Annotated in this window: 13 protein-coding genes; 3 read left to right on the top strand and 10 right to left on the bottom strand. The window is 68.8% G+C overall.

Features of this window, described 5'->3' with window-relative positions; translation table 11 throughout:
* Positions 1–8 precede the first annotated feature (8 nt).
* Positions 9–1,589, bottom strand: coding sequence for an ABC transporter substrate-binding protein (locus tag P1J78_RS14130; RefSeq protein ID WP_275568023.1), 1,581 nt, complete (start codon positions 1,587–1,589; stop codon positions 9–11).
* A 94-nt stretch (positions 1,590–1,683) separates the two neighbouring features.
* On the opposite strand from P1J78_RS14130, the gene P1J78_RS14125 reads away from it, so the two are divergent.
* Together P1J78_RS14125 and P1J78_RS14120 are read left to right on the top strand one after the other, a co-directional pair.
* The gene (locus tag P1J78_RS14125; RefSeq protein WP_275568022.1) at positions 1,684–2,340 is read left to right on the top strand and encodes a DUF1028 domain-containing protein; all 657 of its coding nucleotides are present in this window, start codon (positions 1,684–1,686) and stop codon (positions 2,338–2,340) included.
* Positions 2,341–2,384: 44 nt separating this feature from the next.
* A complete protein-coding gene (locus tag P1J78_RS14120) occupies positions 2,385–2,831 on the top strand; it encodes a PPC domain-containing DNA-binding protein (protein WP_275568021.1) in 447 nt (148 codons plus the stop codon).
* A gap of 3 nt (positions 2,832–2,834) precedes the next feature.
* Here the strand turns inward: P1J78_RS14120 and P1J78_RS14115 are convergent, their stop codons facing one another.
* The 8 genes from P1J78_RS14115 to P1J78_RS14080 form a co-directional block, all read right to left on the bottom strand.
* Complete coding sequence (locus P1J78_RS14115; RefSeq protein ID WP_275568020.1) at positions 2,835–3,890, bottom strand: acetate/propionate family kinase; 1,056 nt, start codon at positions 3,888–3,890, stop codon at positions 2,835–2,837.
* Positions 3,890–4,843 carry a phosphate acyltransferase gene (locus P1J78_RS14110; RefSeq protein ID WP_275568019.1) on the bottom strand — a complete coding sequence of 318 codons (954 nt, stop codon included), beginning with the start codon at positions 4,841–4,843 and terminating at the stop codon, positions 3,890–3,892. The genes P1J78_RS14115 and P1J78_RS14110 overlap by 1 nt, the downstream gene beginning before the upstream one ends.
* Positions 4,844–4,980: 137 nt before the next feature.
* Positions 4,981–6,759 (bottom strand): sulfoacetaldehyde acetyltransferase, encoded by a 1,779-nt coding sequence (gene xsc / locus P1J78_RS14105; RefSeq protein ID WP_275568018.1) that lies wholly within the window; start codon positions 6,757–6,759, stop codon positions 4,981–4,983.
* A 116-nt stretch (positions 6,760–6,875) separates the two neighbouring features.
* Entirely contained in the window at positions 6,876–8,195 is a 1,320-nt protein-coding gene (locus P1J78_RS14100) for a hypothetical protein (RefSeq protein WP_275568017.1), read from the bottom strand.
* A gap of 179 nt (positions 8,196–8,374) precedes the next feature.
* Positions 8,375–9,169: an outer membrane lipoprotein-sorting protein gene (locus P1J78_RS14095; protein WP_275568016.1), complete on the bottom strand. Its 795-nt coding sequence runs from the start codon at positions 9,167–9,169 to the stop codon at positions 8,375–8,377.
* A complete protein-coding gene (locus P1J78_RS14090; RefSeq protein ID WP_275568015.1) occupies positions 9,169–11,436 on the bottom strand; it encodes an efflux RND transporter permease subunit in 2,268 nt (755 codons plus the stop codon). Before P1J78_RS14090 ends, P1J78_RS14095 begins: the two co-directional genes overlap by 1 nt.
* Before the next feature lie 202 nt (positions 11,437–11,638).
* Positions 11,639–12,313 carry a hypothetical protein gene (locus P1J78_RS14085; RefSeq protein ID WP_275568014.1) on the bottom strand — a complete coding sequence of 225 codons (675 nt, stop codon included), beginning with the start codon at positions 12,311–12,313 and terminating at the stop codon, positions 11,639–11,641.
* 94 nt (positions 12,314–12,407) lie between these two features.
* A complete protein-coding gene (locus P1J78_RS14080; RefSeq protein ID WP_275568013.1) occupies positions 12,408–15,683 on the bottom strand; it encodes a chemotaxis protein CheB in 3,276 nt (1,091 codons plus the stop codon).
* Positions 15,684–15,935: 252 nt separating this feature from the next.
* Between P1J78_RS14080 and P1J78_RS14075 the strand changes: the two genes are divergently transcribed.
* Positions 15,936–16,118 (top strand): hypothetical protein, encoded by a 183-nt coding sequence (locus P1J78_RS14075; RefSeq protein WP_275568012.1) that lies wholly within the window; start codon positions 15,936–15,938, stop codon positions 16,116–16,118.
* Between the two features lie 104 nt (positions 16,119–16,222).
* On the opposite strand, the gene P1J78_RS14070 is transcribed toward P1J78_RS14075, so the two are convergent.
* A complete protein-coding gene (locus tag P1J78_RS14070; RefSeq protein WP_275568011.1) occupies positions 16,223–17,263 on the bottom strand; it encodes a cytochrome c3 family protein in 1,041 nt (346 codons plus the stop codon).
* Positions 17,264–17,484: the final 221 nt, after the last annotated feature.

Here is a 17,484-nt window from a genome sequence, read left to right as displayed (position 1 = left end):
CCGAACCTTCAGTTCTTCACGACGTCCTTCAACAGCAGGAAGAACGACGGCTCCAGCTGGAAGTTCTCCACCGCGTCCGAGGTCACCGCGTTCTGCTTCCAGTTCGCCACGAAGACCCAGGGCGCGTCTTCCTGCACGATCTCCTGCATCTCCTTGTAGAGCTCCGCGCGCTCCTCCTGCGAGGTCGACACGCGGGCCTTTTCCAGAAGCTCGTCCACCTCGGGGTTGGAATAATAGCCCGAGTTGAACCCGCCCTCCGACGGCCAGGCATCGGTGCGCAGCGCCAGGTAGGGCAGCGTGTCGGGGTCGTTGGTCATCCAGGCCATCTCGGCCATGTCCGCCTTGCCCTCCAGCCCCGGATTCACCTCGCCCAGGAAGGTGTTCCACTCGTAGGTCTCGATGGTCACGTCGAAGCCCACGGCCTCCAGATCGGCCTGGATCGCGGTGCCCATGGCCACCGGGTCCAGCATACCCGAGCCGCCCTCGGTGACGTAGAAGGTCAGCTCCGGGTTCTCGACGCCGGCCTCGTCCAGCAATTCGCGGGCCTTCTCCGGATCGTAGGGATAGGGCTCCAGCTCCTCGTTATAGGCCCAGGCGAAGGCCGGCGGCGTCGGGCCGGCGGCGACCTCGGCGGTGCCCTCCAGCACATCGTTGACCAGCGCCGACTTGTTGATCGCGTAGTTCGCGGCCTGGCGCACCAGCTTCTCGGCGAACGGGCCCTCCTTGAGGTTCAGGATCAGGAACCAGACATGCGGGCCGGACTGCTCGTGCACCGTGAACTCGTCGCCCTCGAACTCCGAAAGCGCCACCGGCGGCACCTCGACCATCAGGTCGATCCCGCCCGCCAGCATCTCGGCCACGCGGGTGTTGGCGTCGGTGATCGGGCGGTAGATCACCGCCTCAAGCGCCGGCGCGCCGTCCCAGTAATCGGCATTCTTCTCGACCACGACCGCCTCGTTCGAGCGCCACTCGACGAAGTGGAACGGGCCTGTGCCCGACGGGTTGCGGCCGAAATCCTCGCCGTGCTGCTCCACCGCGGCGGGCGAGACGATCAGGCCCGTGGGATAGGCCAGGTTCGACAGGAACGGCGCGTAGGGCGCCGACAGGGTGAACTTCACCGTCAGGTCGTCCACCGCCTCGACCGTGTCGACCGACGAGAAGAAGAAGGCCAGCGGGAACGGGCCGGTGTCGTGATAGGGATGGTCCTCGTCCAGCATCCGCTCGAAGTTGAAGACCACCGCCTCGGCGTTGAACGGCGTGCCGTCGTGAAAGCTCACGCCGTCGCGCAGGTTGAACGTGTACTCGGTGCCGTCCTCGCTGATCTCCCAGCTCTCGGCCAGCGCCGGCTCGACCTCCAGCGTGCCGGACTTGTAGCGCACCAGCCCGTCATAGATGTTCATCAGGATACGGAAGTCGTTGACCGCGGTGACGGCGGCGGGGTCGAGCGACTTGGGCTCGGCGATCTGGCCGACGACCAGCACGCCCGGCGGCGTCTGCGCCTGGGCCGGCAGGCTGCCGACCGTCCCCGCAGCCAGAAGCGCGCCGGCGGCAGCGAAGACGGCCCGGCGCGTCCAGGTGATGAGTTGCATGGATTTCCCTCCGTTGGACTGTTCCGCTAAATTATCATGATAATTCTCGTGAATCAAAATTTTCATGATAAATATGGGCAAGGAGGGAGAAACCATGACATTTTCAATCCTTGCGCTCGATCGTGACACGGGTTGGGTCGGCGGGGCCGCCACGACGGGCAGTCTTTGCGTCGGCGGCTGGGTTCTGCGCGCGAATCCCCGCGGCGGCGCCTCGGCCTCGCAGGGGGCCGCGCCCAGCACCTTCTGGGGCGAGGATGTCCTGACCGAGATGGCCCGGGGAGCCTCCGCGCCCGAGGCGCTGCCCCGCGTCGTCGACGCGGACGCCGGGCGCGCGGCGCGCCAGCTCGCGGTGCTGGACCTGCAGGGCCGGACGGCGGTGCATACCGGCCACGACAACACCGATGTGAAGGGCAGCCGCGAGGGGCCGGATTTCGTCGCCTCCGGCAATCTCCTGTCGAGCGAAGCAGTCCTCGACGCGATCGCCGACGGCTACCGCGCGGCCGAGGGCAACCTGCCCGACCGCCTGCTCGCCGCGATCCGCGCGGGCGAGCGGGCCGGCGGCGACAGCCGGGGGCTTCTGTCGGCCGCGCTGCTGGTCGTCGGTCCCGACATCCCGCCGCTGACCCTGCGGGTGGATTACAGCGAAACGCCCGTCGACGACCTTCTGTCGCTGCACGCCCGCGCCACCAGCGGCGATTACGGCGACTGGGTGAAGACGGTGCCGGTGCTGGACGATCCGTATCGGAGCTGACCCGCGGGCAGACATCCCGCGCGTCCCGATCTAGGCTGCCGCGCATGTCCGATGCCGACCTCTCCGCCAGCTGGCCCGCCGCCGCGACGCGCTTCGTCGCGCTGCGCCTGCAACCGGGCGACGACCTGCGCCGCGCGCTGGAGGCCGCCTTCGCCGCCGCGCCCGAGACCGCCGGCTTCGTCGCGGCCTGCATCGGCAGCCTGACCGGGGCCCGCCTGCGCCCCGCCGGCCGCGACGACCCGCTGGCGGTGCCGGGGCCGCTGGAGATCGTGGCGCTGTCCGGCACCCTCTCGGCCGAGGGGCCGCACCTGCACCTGGCCGTATCGGACGCCGAGGGCCGGATGACCGGCGGCCACCTGCTGCCGGGTTGCACGGTGCGGACGACGGCGGAGATCGTGCTCGGGCTGACCTCCGCCGTAGCCTTCCGCCGTGCGGACGACCCGCGCACCGGCTACAAGGAGCTGTTCCTGCACCCGAACGATACCCGCTGAGGCTCAGCCCATCAGCGCAAAGGCATCCCGGGCGATCTGGCGCTCCTCCTCGGCCGGAACGACGTGAACCGGCAGCTCGCCCAGCCAGGCCAGCCGCGCCATCACCCGGTCCCGAATCTCGCCGGCGTTCTCGCCGATGCCGCCGGTGAAGGCCACCGCGTCCACCCCGTCCATCGCGGCGATCAGCCGGCCGGCCTGCTCGACCACGGTCCAGACGAAGTGATCGACGGCGAACCGCGCCTCCGGGGCGTCGCTCGCCAGCAGACGGCGCATGTCCGCGGTGCCGCCCAGGCCCTTCAGCCCCGAGTCGCGGTTCAGCACGCGGCCCGCCTCCTCGATGCCCGTCTCCTCGGCCAGCCGCAGCACGGCCATCCCGTCGATGTCGCCCGACCGCGTCGCCATGGTCGGCCCGGAGAGCGGCGAGTAGCCCATCGTCGTGGCCACCGACCGCCCCTCGCGGATCGCGCACAGGCTGACCCCTGCGCCCAGATGCAGCGCCAGCAGGCGGCGCGGCAGGGCGGCGCCGAACTGCGCCACCATCCCGGCATAGCTCAGCCCGTGGAAGCCGTAGCGGCGGATACCCTTGTCGCGCAGCGCCTTCGGGATCGCATAGGCCGTGGCGACCTCCGACTGGGTGGCGTGAAAGGCGGTGTCGAAGCTGGCGAATTGCGGCAGGTCGGGGCGGGCGTCGCGCATCGCCTCGATCCCGGCCAGCCCGGGCGGGTTGTGCAGCGGCGCGAGCGGCACGTTCGCCTCGATCACCCGGATCGCCTCGGGCGTCAGCCGCACCGGCGCCGTCAGCTCGGCCCCGCCATGCACCACCCGGTGCGCGGCCGCCGTGACCTCGCCGGCGCCGGCCTCCTCCAGCGCCGACAGGAACGCGGCGAGCGCGGCCTTGTGATCCGGCGCCGCCACCGCGCGCGACGTCTCGCCCAGCGCCAGCTCGGCCCCCTGCTTCTGGCCGATGCCGGCGACATGGCCTGACAGCACCTCGGTCAGGTCCGGCCGGAACAGCGCCGCCTTGATCGAGGAGGAGCCGGTGTTCAGCACCAGCAGCATCAGGCCGCCATCGCCCGTTTCTGCGCGTCCGCCACGATCACCCCCAGCGCGGCCGAGGCGATGCGGTCCGGCGCCTCCTGGCTGCGCGAGGTCAGCAGGATCGGCACCCGGCAGCCCATCACCAGCCCGCCGGCGCAGCAGCCCATGCCCATCACCATAAGCTTGAACACCGCGTTGCCGGTGGTGATGTTCGGCGTCAGGATGATGTCGGCGTCCCCCGCGACGGGGCTGTGGTAATGCTTTATCTCGGCCGCGCGCTTCGACAGGATCAGGTCCATCGCGATCGGCCCCGCGACGTCGGCATCGGGCAGATGGTCTTTCGCCCAGGTCGCGATGGCCGCGCTTTCCATCGTGTTCGGCACCGTCGGGATCGGGTCCTCCGTCGGCGCCAGCAGCCCGGCGCGCGGCCGCTCCACGCCGAGGATCTCGGCCAGCCGCACCGCGTGGGTCAGGCAGGCCTGCCGGGTCTCGACATCCGGGTCTACGTTGAGCGCCGCGTCGGTCAGCAGAAGCGGCCGGTCGTGCCCCGGCGCGGTGATGTGGAAGACGTGGCCGCAGCGCGTCCCCTTGTCCCTGAGCCCCGCCTTCGACGGCAACAGCCCCTTGAGAAAGGTCGAGGTATGCACCTGCCCCTTCATGATCGCGTCCGCCTCGCCGTGGCGGGCCAGCTCCGCCGCCTTCGCCGAGGCCTCGGCATGCGGGGCGTGGATCAGCCGGAACGGCGCGATGTCGTATCCGATCTCTTCGGCCGCGGCGCGGATCTTGGCCTCGTCGCCGATCAGCACCGGCTCGGCCAGCCCCTCCTCCGCCGCCTCGCGGATGCCGGCCAGCGGGTTGGCCGCACCGGCATTGACCAGCGCCACGCGCGGCACGGGGCGCGCGCGCGCCTGCGCCATCAGGCGGGCCGGGACGGTGGGCGTCGCGGTGGAGAGAAACGGATAGGGGTCCGGCATGGGGGCTCCTGTTCGGCTCGGTGCACTCGGGGCACTCGGGGCAAGTGTCTCCGGATCACATCACGGGGCGACGACAGGCGCCAGTTGCCCCGCCGGGATTTGCGTATTTTTCAACGAGAAGAAGCAGCAGGTGGCGCTCAGACGGGCAATTGCGGGCGCATGTCGGCCGGGTCGATGCCCGCCACCTCCACCGGCTTCTTCATCGCGTCGCGGCGGAACGGCTCGCCCAGCTCCTGGTTGATCATTGCCTCGATCAGCGTGGTCACGCCATTCTCCATCTGGTCCCGGATCGCCCGGTCCAACGCCTCGGTCAGCTCCTCCATCGTGCGCGCGACCACGCCCTTCAGCCCGCAGGCCTCGGCGAGCCGAGCATAGGACACGCCCTCGCCCAGTTCGGTGCCGACGAAATTGTCGTCGTACCAGAGCGTCGAGTTCCGCTTCTCCGCGCCCCACTGGTAGTTGCGGAACACGATCTGGGTGATCGCGGGCCATTCCGGCCGGCCGATGGCGGTGAGTTCGGTGACAGCAATGCCGAAGGCGCCGTCGCCGGCGAAGCCCACGACCGGCGTGTCCGGGCAGGCGATCTTGGCGCCGACGATGGCGGGCAGGCCGTAGCCGCAGGGGCCGAACAGCCCGGGTGCGAGATACTTCCGCCCCGCTTCGAAGGATGGGTAGGCGTTGCCGATGGCGCAGTTGTTGCCGATGTCCGACGAGATGATCGCCTCGCGCGGGAGCGCCGCCTGGATCGCGCGCCACGCCTTGCGCGGGCTCAGCCAGTCGGGTTTCGCGGCGCGGGCGCGTTCGTTCCAGGTGGTGCCGGGGTCGTCCTCCTCGTGGTCCATCGAGGACAGCTCCTGCGCCCAGGCGGACTTGATCTGCGCGATGGCGCCCGCGCGCTTGTCGCGGTCGGTGTCGCCGGCGCCGTCGGAGAGCTTGGCCAAGAGCGTCCGTGCCACCTTCTTCGCGTCGCCGACGATGCCGACCGAGATCGCCTTGGTCAGCCCGATCCGGTCGGGGTTGATGTCGACCTGGATGATCCTGGCCTGCTTCGGCCAGTAGTCGATGCCGTAGCCCGGCAGCGTCGAGAACGGGTTGAGACGTGTGCCGAGCGCCAGCACCACATCGGCGCGCTTGATCAGCTCCATCGCCGCCTTGGAGCCGTTATAGCCCAGGGGCCCGGCGAAGAGCGGGTGCGAGCCCGGGAAGGCGTCGTTGTGCTGGTAGCCGACGCAGACCGGGGCCGACAGCCGTTCGGCCAGCTCGATCGTGTCCGGGATCGCGCCGGCCAGCACCACGCCGGCGCCGTTCAGGATCACCGGGAAGGTCGCGTCCGACAGCAGCGCCGCCGCCTCGGCCAGCGCCGTCTCGCCGCCGCCCGGCCGCTCGAACTCCACCGGTTCGGGGATCTCGATGTCCACGACCTGGGTCCAGACGTCGCGGGGGATGTTGATCTGCGCGGGCGCCGAGGCGCGGCGGGCGTTGACGATGACGCGGTTCAGCACCTCGGCCACGCGGGAGGGATCGCGCACCTCCTCCTGGTAGGCGACCATGTCGCGGAAGGCGGCCATCTGCTCCACCTCCTGGAACCCGCCCTGCCCGATGGTCCGGTTCGCCGCCTGCGGGGTGACCAGCAGCAGCGGCGTGTGGTTCCAGTAGGCCGTCTTCACGGCCGTCACGAAGTTGGTGATGCCGGGGCCGTTCTGGGCGATCATCATGCACATCCTGCCGGAGGCGCGGGTGAAGCCGTCGGCCATCATCCCGCCCGAGCCTTCATGCGCGCAGTCCCAGAAGGTGATGCCGGCCTTCGGGAACAGGTCGGAGATCGGCATGAAGGCCGAGCCGATGATGCCGAAGGCATGTTCGATCCCGTGGCGCTGCAGCCCCTTCACGAAGGCTTCTTCGGTCGTCATCCGCATCGGTCGCTCTCCTACAGCCCGCGTGGATACTGAAAGAAGAGGCCGCCGTGGCTGTCAAGCCGCGGCGGCCTCTCCGGGTGCGTCCCCAGGCGCGACGAGCGCGCGTCAGGGGCGCGTCAGAAGTAGGTGGAGATCTTCAGCTCGACGAAATTGTCGTTGTCGATGAAGGACAGCGGGTCCGACCAGCCGTCGGCCTCGACATGCATCGCGTTCAGCTCGATCCGCGTGCTGTCGTTCACCCGGGTGGAGGCGGAGAGCTGGAACAGCTGCGCCTGGGTGTCGAGGTCGTGGAAGCCGCCGATCCGGAACCGCGTGTCGCGGGTGTCGTTCAGAAGGAAGTTCGCTCCGAGGAACACGTCGTTGTCGAAGATCGAGCCGGGATGCCGGGTGGAGCGGTCGTGCCACAGATACTCGGCCACCAGCGTCAGCGACGCCCCCGTGCGGCCGATCCCCGAGAAGGTGTAGTCGCCGCCGACCACCCCGGCGAAGAAGCCGTCCTCGCCCGAGGGCACCGTATAGGCCAGCTCGCCCCGGAGCTGCGCATCGCCGTGGACGTAGACGGCGCTCAGCCCGCCGTGCTGGACCTTCTGGTAATACGGCACGAACCCGACGGCCGGCAGCCCCGAGGCAAGCGCCATGGCCGCGTCCACCACCCCTTCGGGCAGCGTGTCGAGCGCGTCGAACAGATCCTGCGGATCGCTCGCCGCCGGGAAGCCGCCCTCGAAGGCGCCGACGATGGCATCGTTCACGGCCGAGCAGATCGCTTCGGTCACCGGCCCGACCGAGGTGATGCAGCCCGGAAGCGCCAGGGGCGACCGGCTGGTGCCGTTGAAATAGGACGCGGCCAGGTCCAGCCCGCCGCCGCCGACCGACAGCGTCTTGGTCCAGCGGAAGGCGAAGTCGAAATTGCGCCCGTCGCCTTCCTGGTAATAGGCGCGGCTCTCCGCCGTCGGCCACAGCGCGCGCTGACGCGACGCCGCGTCCGGCAGGTTGGGCTGCACGAAGCCCAGCAGCGCATAGGCGCTGAACGTACCGGCCGCGGTCGGGACGTTGGCGTTGATCATCGGCGTGCCGATGAACTCGCCGCCATAGATCATGTCGGTCTCGTCGCGCGGGTTGATGACGTTCAGCACCGAATGGCTGTCGGCCACGCCCCAGTTCTCGGTGTTCACCCCGATCAGCAGATCCCAGTTGTCGAAGACCTGCGTGTAATACGCCCGCTTCAGGTTGAGGATCGACCGCGCCCCGTCGGTATCCTCGCGTCCCTTGATCTGGAACGTGAACCGCCCCGGCCCGGCATCCATCTCGGCGTTCAGAGTGGCGCCCATGAAGAACTGGCCGCCGGCCGCGTCCTGCCCGGCATAAAGCCCGTCGTCGAAATAGAACCGCGCGCCGAAATCGATCTGACCGGAGACGTCGACTGCCGTCTCTGCCATCGCTGCGGTGCTCGGAATGGCAACGGCCAGGCACAGCGCCGACCCCGTGCGGCCCAATAATTTATTCAACATCACTATTCCCCCGAAAGCGTACCGGAACGCTTACCGCTGCCGCGGCGTCAGTCAATCCTGCCGAGGCGGATTCCTGGGGGACAGTGGCCGCCTTGCGACGCTTCGGCTCAGCGAATCCGCTTCAGCGCATTCGGGGTCAGCACGTTGGGGTTCACGCCGGTGTCGAAGCGGTAGTTCGACCAGGTCAGCGTGGTCGCCTTGCCGGTCAGGTGATTCTGCATATCCATCCGGCCTGCGCGCCAGAAGCGCCCCTGGTACAGCCGGTAGCCGCTCACTCGCAGCGTCTTCAGATGCGCGCCGCGGCGGTCGAAATACTGCACCTGCTGCACCCGCAGATGCTGCCGGTCGAACCACACGCGCTGCAGGCTGTAGCCCGAGGCCGATTTCGGCCGCCGGTCGACGATATGGCAGGCGATGCCGCCCGGCCCGGCGCCGTCCTGCACCCAGGTATGGGTAAACTCCTCGACCTCCTGGTCGGTCATGTCCTCGTAGGCGAACTCGCTGCCCACGAAGGACCCGCTGCGCCCCGACGACGAGATCCGCCGCACCTTGTTGAGCGAGGGCAGCCACAGCCACTGGTCGTCGCTGCGGCCCTCGTAGCTGTGGGTCAGGAGCGCCGTGTTGCGGATGTCGCCGGGCCAGTTGAACACCAGCAGCGAGCGCGAGGCGCCGCCGCCGGTCTCGACCCATTTCACGTCGAATCGCCGGGTGCTCGTCTGGCCGCCCGCGCTCTTCAGGATCATCTCGCCCGTGGCCGAGAGATCGCCGTAGCCCTCGGTCCGCGCGGCGGCCTCGCGCGCGATGCGCTCGCCCTTCTCGCGCGCGCTCTGGGCGGCGACGGCGGACGGGACCAGGGCCGCGGCGGCCGCGCCGGTCAGCAGGACTCTCCGGGTGAGGTGCATCAGTCTTTCCCCCTGAAGGCGTAAAGAAGGGCCGGCAGGAACAGCAAATCCGCCAGCACGGCGAAGCCAACCACGAATACGGTCAGTGCGCCAATATGTTGGTTGATCACGAAGCCTGACAAGGTCATGACCGCAAATCCCGCCATCAGCGCCAGCGTCGTGATCACGATTGCCGCGCCGACGACCGAGAAGGTGTCGCGCAGCGCCGCCGCGGCGTCCAGGCCCGCCCGTTTTCGCCGCAGATAGTGCATCAGGAAATGCACCGTGTCGTCCACCACGATGCCGAAGGTCATCGTCGTCACCACGGTGGAGCCCAGGTTCACGTCGCGGAAGGTCCAGCCCCACAGCCCGAAGGCCAGCACCGCGGGCACCAGGTTCGGCGCCAGGCTGATCGCGCCGTATTTCACGCTGCGCAGCGTCACCACCATCGTGCCCGAGATCAAGATCAGCACCGCCCCCAGCCCCAGCAGCATCTGCTGGTTGTTGCGCTGGCTGAGCCGCGCGAAGGCCACCGACAGCCCCGAGGCCGGCGCGTCCAGCAGCGGCTCGTTCTCGGCCAGCCACGCCTCCGCCGCGTCGGCCAGCGCGCGGGTCTCGTTCGAATCCGCCACCCTGAGCGACGCGATCAGCCGGGTCTGGGTGCGGCTGACGTCGATGGTCGAGGTCAGGTCCATCCCCACCGGCAGCGAGAACTCGTAGAACATCATCAGCTGCGCATTCGCCTCGCGGCTGTCGGGAATCGTCCGGAACGCCGCGTCGCCGCCGTTCATCGATTCGTTCAGCCGCTTCAGGATCGCCGCGATGGACGAGACCGACACGACCTCCGGCTGGTCCTCCAGCCAGGCCGAGAACCGGTCGATCGCGCGCAGGAACTCGGGGTCGAAGACGTTGGCCCCTTCCGGCGCGTGGAACGAGAACTGCATCGATTCCAGCCCCGACAGCTTCTCGGTGATCGCGTCGGCAGCCCGGCGGAACTCGTAGCGGTCGTCGAAATAGCGGTAGATGCTGTCGTCGTAGCCGATCCGCGCGATGCCGGTCAGCGCCACGACGACGGCCAGCGGAAAGCCCCACAGCCACCACCGCCAGCGGCGCAGGATGCCCCCGGCCAGCCGCTCCATCAGCGCCGCGCTGATCGGGATGCGCCCGGCATGCTCGCGCCGGTCGAAGCGCAGCCCCGCCGGCAGCATCACGAATGTCGCCGCCAGCCCCACCATCAGCCCGAAGGCGATGATGTTGCCCATGTCGCGCAGGGGCGGCGACTCGCTGAAGTTCAGGCACAGAAATCCGAAGGCCGTCGTCAGGTTCGTCACCGTGACCGCGCCCAGGTTCTCTGCCAGCGCTTCTTCCGCGGCGGCGTCCGGCCCCGCCGCCTCGCGCTTGCGCATCCAGCTCAGCATGACATGGATGCTGGACGCCGTGATCAGCACCGTCACCGACAAGGGGCTGATCGCCGTCCCCGCGGTCAGCACCACGCCCGTCCAGCCCGCGAAGCCCAGCGTCGCCACGGTGCCCGACAGAACGACCGCCAGCGTCACCGCCGCCCCGACCAACGTGCGCATCAGAAAGACCAGCAACAGCAGCACGATGGCGGCCGAGGCGGGCACCAGCCGCAACAGGTCGTCGAGCGCCACCTGTTCCAGCGTCAGGCCGCCCAGCATGCCGCCCGTCACCCGGAACTCCCAGCCCGGATAATCGGCGCGCCAGTCCTCGATCATCGCGCGGACGTGGCCGACCACTTCCTCGGTCGTGCCCTCCGCCTCGGGCAGCACCACCTGCACGCTCATGCCATAGGCGCTGCCGTCCTCGGCGACCAGCCGGCCGACGGCCTCCTCCAGCCCCATCAGCCGCTCCTCGAACCGCGCCGCGGCCTCGGGCGTGACCTCCTCCAGCAGCGGCTCGACGATGATCTCGTCGCCTTCCGCGCGCGAGACGGACTGGTTCGCGGCGCTGTCGACGCGCAGGACATACGGGATCTGCCAGGCGGCGTCGGTGAACCGGCGCAACGCCTCCAGGGCGGCGGGCTCGAAGGCCGTGCCTTCCGGCGGCACCATCAGGAACAACAGCCCGCTGCTGTCGGCATAGGTCGCGTCCAGCGCCAGGAGCTGGCGGTATTCCTCGTTCTCCCGCCCGAAGAAGGCGCGGTTGTCCGACGAAACCTCCAGCCGCGGCAGGCCGGCGGCCAGCCCCGCCAGCACCGCCAGAAGCAGCGCCAGCCACAGCCGGTTGCGCCGCAGGATCAGCCGCGCGATGCGCTCCGACGCCGTCATGACCGGCGCTCCGTCCCCGGGCACGGAGCCGCCCGGCGTCTCGTCCACCCCATCGCGTCTACCCGACATTCCCCGCGACATTCCCCCAAAGGGCCCAGCCATGAACCATGCCAGAACGCGCGCGGTTCACAAGAGCGCGGAGGCGACAAAACCGCGCCCGGTCAGACGGCTGATGGAAAGGGGAAAGGGGCGCGGCGCCGCCTCAGCGCGCCATCGCCGCCGCCAGGTTGTGCCGGCGCATATGCTCCAGCGCCGGCGCCCGCGCATCGGCATCGGGCAGGTTCTCGATGTAGCGCTTCAGGAGATAGGAGAAGAAGGCCAGTTCCTCCTTGTTCTCCGACAGCATCTCCAGCCGCTCGGCCACCTGCCGGCCGATCCGTTCGTCCGACGGGTCGATGCCGTCGACCGTGGCCAGGTCGATGCAGGGCCGCAGCAGGTTCAGAAGCGCCTCCCCCGCCGATTGCTCCAGCGCCGTCAGCGTGGCCGATTCGAGCCGGTGCTTGGGGCGCAGGACCGACTGGGCGAGCCCCAGCGCCTTGCGGAACCGGATCACGACATGCTGGATTCCGTGCATCGGCTGATGCGCCGCGACCCGGATGCTGCCCAGCACGAGGCGCGGTGTCTCCAGTACCGCGTTCGAATCGACCAGCATCGTCGCCTCCGCGCTGTCCGGCAGGAACGGCGTCAGTTCCTCGATGAATTCGGCCGAGAAGACGCTGGCGATCGGCGTCGGCCGCGAAAACGAGGTCACGTTGCGCGCATCGCCGAGATCCAGCTCGATACGGTCCGCGAACCACGCGCCGGTCTCCATGTCGCGCGTCAGCGAGATCGACAGCTTGCAGCGTGCGTTCGGCTCTTCTCCGCGGTCAGCAATCACTTGGAAAATCCTTTCGCGGGTTTTCGGCAATTTTTTATACAGGTTTTAGTTTATAGAGTGTTAATTTGCGCCGCCGCCGGGATCCGCCCGGCAATCATCCGCCGACGTCTGTCTCGTCATCCACGACCTGGAACGTGCCATAGACATGCGTCGGCCTTCCGTCTTCGCCCAGTTCGATTCGCCCCGTTCCGCGGCAGCGGAGGTGCGTGCCGTCGGGCCGGACGATCTCTTCAGTGTACTCGAACGGCTCGTTTCTTTCGATAGCATTCTGCAGCATCGCCGCAACCCGCGCCCGCGCCTCCGGCGCGAAGCGGTCCAGCGCGACCGCGATCCGCGGCGGCGTCTCGGGGTCGATCCCCAGGATCTCGTAAAGCCGCGGGCTCCAGTAGAGAAGGTCGTTCACCACGTCGAGCGAATAGAACCCGATGCCCTCGTCGGTGGCGACCTGGTTGTAATGCTTGACCAGCAGATGGTCGTTGCGCAGCCGGGTATAGTCCCGGAACACGCCGGTCAGCGCGACGGCCTGCCCCTCCTCGTCCTGCACCGGCGCGCCGGCCGATTCCACGACGATGGTCTTGCCGTCGGCCCGGTTCAGCCGCGCCAGGAAATGGAACGGCTCGCCCTCTTCCAGCGACCGGTCCAGCGCCGCCCGCACCATCGCCCGGTCGTCGGGGTGATAGAAGGCCAGCCCGTCCTCCAGGCTGCGCAGCTTCCAGTCCGGCTCCAGCCCGTGGATCGCATAGACCTCCTCCGACCAGGACAGCTGGCCGGTCCACAGGTTGGCCCGCCAGGTGCCGACCTGACCGAACCGGCGCAGCGTCTTGTTTAGCAGCGTGTCGGCCATCAGATCGACCGTGTCGATCACCAGGATCAGCCCGATCAGCTCGTCGCCCCCGGTGAACAGCGGGGTCACCGTCAGCGACTTCAGTTTCCAGAATATCTCGAACTGCTGGCTGATCCGCTTGCGGTCCACCAGCGCCCGCGAACAGATCTCGACGAGCGGCGGATAGCCGGCCGGGATGCGGCACTGCGACAGATGCCCCAGCGCCTGGCCGCGCTCGCGGATGTCGAAGGTCTCCACCGCGCTTTCCGAGGCGTGCCGGATCAGCAGCCCCGGATCCAGCATCATCATGTCGGTGGGCAGCCCCTTGATCAGCCCGTTCAGCTCCGCCGAGGTCCGCTCCAGCTGCGCCGCGTTGACCAGGAGCTCCTCGTTGACGGTGATCAGCTCCTCGTTCGTGGATTGCAGCTCCTCGTTCGAGGTCTCCAGTTCCTCGTTGGTCGATTGCAGCTCCTCGTTCGACGACTGCAGCTCCTCGTTCAGCGACTGCAGCTCCTCGTTCGACGCCTGAAGCTGCTCGATGGCGACCTGCAGCGTGTCGCGCGTGCGCCCGAGCTCGGTCTCCAGATAGTCGACGTAATCCGTCCGCTCCACCTCTGCGGGGTCCGGGGCCGAGCGCGACTCGGTCTCGAACCCGATCAGCACCAGCGGCTCCGCGTCGCCGGTGACGATCGGATAGGCCGTCATCCGCACGGTGTTGAAGCCGCGCCCGTCGAAGGCGTGCCACTGGCCCGAGCGCACCTCGCGATGGCGCAGCGCCACCAGCACCATGGAACCAGCGTCGAAGGCGAGCGTCTTGTGCAGGACCGACAGCGTCATGCTGCCATGCACCGGCGCCGTCATCTCGACGAAGGGCGCGATGTCGCCGTAGATCCGCAGGATCTGCTTGTTCGCGTCAGTCAGGATGCCGGTCGACACGAAGGACCGCGCCAGCGCGTCGAACCGCTGCCGGTCCTCGCTGGGCGCGGGCCGGCCGGACAGCTCGGGCGGCGCCGGGGCGCGCCCGCTCAGCCCCGCCGGCAGGCTGGCATTCAGGTTCGGCACCGGCGGCAGCTGCGCGGCCCGCTTGCCGAAGATCCTGGCGCCGGTGGTTGGGCCCATATCCGGCCCCGTATCCGGCCCCATATCCGGCCCTGGGCCGGCGCTCGTGAAATACGCCTCCATGCCGCCCACGCTCTCGGACGTGCCCAGAAACAACAGCCCGTCGGGCTTCAGCGCGTACTGGATGCGGGTCAGAACCCGTTCCTGTAGCCGCGTCTCGAAATAGATCAGCACGTTGCGGAGGCTGACCAGGTCGATCGACATGAACGGCGCGTCCTGGACCACGTTGTGCCGGGTGAACATCACGAAGCTGCGCAGCCGCGCGCTCACCTCGATGGTCTCTTCGCCGAGGCTGAAATAGCGCTGGAGATACGGCTTGGGAATGTCGGTGACGGCCGAGGCCGGGTAGCGGCCGCGCCGGCCGGTCTCCAGCGCCCGCTCGTCGATATCCGTGGCGAAGACCTGCAGCCGCTCCTTGTCGACCTGGTCCAGCCCGCCCATCGCCTCGACCACCAGGATCGCGATGGAATAGGCTTCCTCGCCGGTGGCGCAGCCCGGGATCCAGACGCGCATCGGCGCGTCCGGCGCCGCCGCCGCCCGGGCGGCCACCGCCTTGGCCAGCGCCCCGAACTGCTCGGGGTCGCGGAAGAAGCTGGTGACCGAGATCAGCAGGTCGCGATACAGCGCCTCGACCTCCTCCACCGACAGCCGGCACAGCTCCACGTAGTCGCGGAAATCCTCGATCCCCTTGGCCACCATCCGGCGGTGGATGCGCCGGTTGATCGTGGTCGCCTTGTAGTGCCGGAAATCGACCCGCGTATGCGCCAGCAGGATCTGGAACAGGTCGGAGTTCTTCGAGTCCCGGTCGTACAGCGCCTTCAGCCCCGACAGATCGCGCGGCGTCTCCAGGATCTTGGCCAGGTGCTGGCCGATCTGCTGCGGCGTCAGCGTCAGGTCGACGCAGCCGGTGCGCGTGGCCGAGATCGGCATGCTGTCGTATTTCGACGAATTCGGCTCCTGCGCGATGGTGATGCCGCCGGCCTCGCGGATCGCCTGCACGCCATAGCTGCCGTCGCTGCCGGTGCCGGACAGGACGATCCCCACCGCGGTCTCGGCCGCCTCCTGCGCCAGCGACTTGAACAGCCGGTCGGCCGAGGGTTTCGGCGTGGCCGCGTGCCCCTCGGGTTGCTCCAGGACCAGCTCGCCCCCCGCAAAGACCACGTCCGAGCCCGGCGGCGGCACATAGATCGTCTCCGGTCGCGGCACGGTGGGGCCCACGATCTCGGCCACGTCGAGCTCGGTCTCCTGCGCCAGAAGCGAGGCCATCATGCTCTTGTGGCTGGGCGACATGTGCTGGGCCAGGACATAGACGCAGTTCAGCGCCGGCGGCAGGTGCCGGACCAGAAGCGAGATCGCCTCGAGCCCGCCGGCCGAGGCGGCGACCCCGACCATCACGCTCGTCTCGGCGGCGCGCGTCTCCTCACTCAATACTCACTCTCCCCCACAGCCGGGGGTCCGGTCGCGCACGCCCGCAAGGATGCAACCAAAAGTCGTACCCCGTCGGCCGTGCCGGGCCGGACGGTCCTGTTCGCGTCCTTCCTCCATAGCCGTCGCCCGCGGCCCGTGACAAGGACCGTGACAAGGACCGTGACAAGGACCGTGGAGGCAACGATTGCCCTGTTAAGGATATGTTAGGCTTGGTTGCGTAGGCGTGAACGGCCACATTTCCCGCGAGACAGCATGACCAAATCATCGACAACCGAAGCGTGCGCCGGTGCCGCTCCGGCCGCGTCCGGCGGCCGGGCTCCGAAGGACGCGGACGCCCTGGACCTCCCGGACCTGCCCTATCCCGCCGACCCGCGCGACGTCGGCCTCTGGCTGTCGCGGCTCGCCCTGCGCCTGCGCGCCGCCGGCCGCTCGTGAAACGCGCATAAGACGCCCGGCACGAAAAGGGCGGCGCGGGATCGCCCCGCGCCGCCCCCGTTCCGTCGGCAAGAGCCCCGCGCGCCCGACGGGCGCGGACGCTCTCAGCGCAACAGGCCCATCGCCTCGAAGTCGGTCCCCGTGGTGCTCGCCAGGTCCTCGATCGAGTCGTACAGGAGCTCCAGCGCGTAATGCGGGTTATGCGCATGCACGCCCGGATCGGCCGTCACGAACTTCCAGTTGAACGCCGCCTTCAAAAGCCGCGGCGTCCAGGCATTGTAGGACACCGACCGCCCGTCCGCCTCGTCCGCGACCCCGTCGCCGTTCGCGTCGGCGAAGAAGTACGGATAATGCGCCTCGTACAGGATCGGCGTGCCCGCGACCTCGGCCGCATAGGTCTCGATCTCGTCCAGCAGTTTGGCCGCATTGGCGTCGATGTCGGCGCGGATGCCCTTGGTGGTGTCGCCGCTGCCGTCATAGCTGACCCGGCTGATGCGGATGTCCTTCGGCGCCGCGTCGAAATGGCAGACCTCGCAGGCCTCCTCCGCGACCTCCAGGCTGTGCGGCTCGTGGCACGAGGCACAGCTGGCCACCGGCTGCGCATGCAGGAACCGGCCCGAATAGCTCTTGCCCGGATAGTGATAGCCGGACTCGCCGTAGCCGCCCAGCCAGGTCGCCGCGGCCTGGTTGTAATGCGGGTTCACGAAGCGGAACTCGGGGTTCGGCTCGTCCTCGGGCATGTCGCCCACCGCTTCGGACACCGTCGCGCCCGCGGCGCGGCCCTGGTGGCAGGTGAAGCACGCGGCCTCGCCGCCCTGCACCGGGTGCTCGACCCCCGAAGGCAGGGTGATCTCGGCCACCTGCGACAGGCCCGGATGGTGGCAGGTCTCGCAATCCACGACCCCGCCGATCGGGAAGGGCTCTTCCCGCACGCCGGGCTCGCTGCCGTCCAGCCCGTGGAACGACCGGAACCCGGCGCCCGCATGGCAGGTGGCACAGACCGCCGGCACCTCGCCGTCCTCGTCCCAATGTGAGAACGATTCGGACGCCCGGTCGGAATGGCCCGACCGCGCCCAGTTGCCGATGGCGACGGCGTTCTTGATCTCGATGGTCTCGGGAGAGAACGGGCCGCTGTCCGGCAGCACGAAAGTGGTGACGTTTTCCGCGTCCGTGCCGCTTTCCGCGGCATCCGTGTCCGCGGTTTGTGCATTTGCGGAAAAAGCCCCCGCCGACAGGGCGGCGACGGCGAGTACGGCAGGAAAAGATGATATCCGGCCGAAGGTTTTCTTCGAAAGAATCATGGCGTTAGACCTTGATGCCTCTGGGAATAACGATAATCTGACGCTAGCAGAGCGAGCCTCTCCCG

The sequence above is a fragment of the Psychromarinibacter sediminicola genome, from assembly GCF_029168335.1.
In the GTDB taxonomy this organism is placed as follows: Bacteria; Pseudomonadota; Alphaproteobacteria; order Rhodobacterales; family Rhodobacteraceae; genus Psychromarinibacter; species Psychromarinibacter sediminicola.
This window is presented reverse-complemented; position numbering and strand designations above follow the sequence as displayed.

Bases quoted from the DNA above. Each gene is read 5' to 3' on its own strand.
- P1J78_RS14130 (WP_275568023.1), bottom strand. From the start codon at position 1,589: ATGCAACTCATCACCTGGACGCGCCGGGCCGTCTTCGCTGCCGCCGGC.
- P1J78_RS14125 (WP_275568022.1), top strand. From the start codon at position 1,684: ATGACATTTTCAATCCTTGCGCTCGATCGTGACACGGGTTGGGTCGGC.
- P1J78_RS14120 (WP_275568021.1), top strand. From the start codon at position 2,385: ATGTCCGATGCCGACCTCTCCGCCAGCTGGCCCGCCGCCGCGACGCGC.
- P1J78_RS14115 (WP_275568020.1), bottom strand. From the start codon at position 3,890: ATGCTGCTGGTGCTGAACACCGGCTCCTCCTCGATCAAGGCGGCGCTG.
- P1J78_RS14110 (WP_275568019.1), bottom strand. From the start codon at position 4,843: ATGCCGGACCCCTATCCGTTTCTCTCCACCGCGACGCCCACCGTCCCG.
- xsc (WP_275568018.1), bottom strand. From the start codon at position 6,759: ATGCGGATGACGACCGAAGAAGCCTTCGTGAAGGGGCTGCAGCGCCAC.
- P1J78_RS14100 (WP_275568017.1), bottom strand. From the start codon at position 8,195: ATGGCAGAGACGGCAGTCGACGTCTCCGGTCAGATCGATTTCGGCGCG.
- P1J78_RS14095 (WP_275568016.1), bottom strand. From the start codon at position 9,169: ATGCACCTCACCCGGAGAGTCCTGCTGACCGGCGCGGCCGCCGCGGCC.
- P1J78_RS14090 (WP_275568015.1), bottom strand. From the start codon at position 11,436: ATGACGGCGTCGGAGCGCATCGCGCGGCTGATCCTGCGGCGCAACCGG.
- P1J78_RS14075 (WP_275568012.1), top strand. From the start codon at position 15,936: ATGACCAAATCATCGACAACCGAAGCGTGCGCCGGTGCCGCTCCGGCC.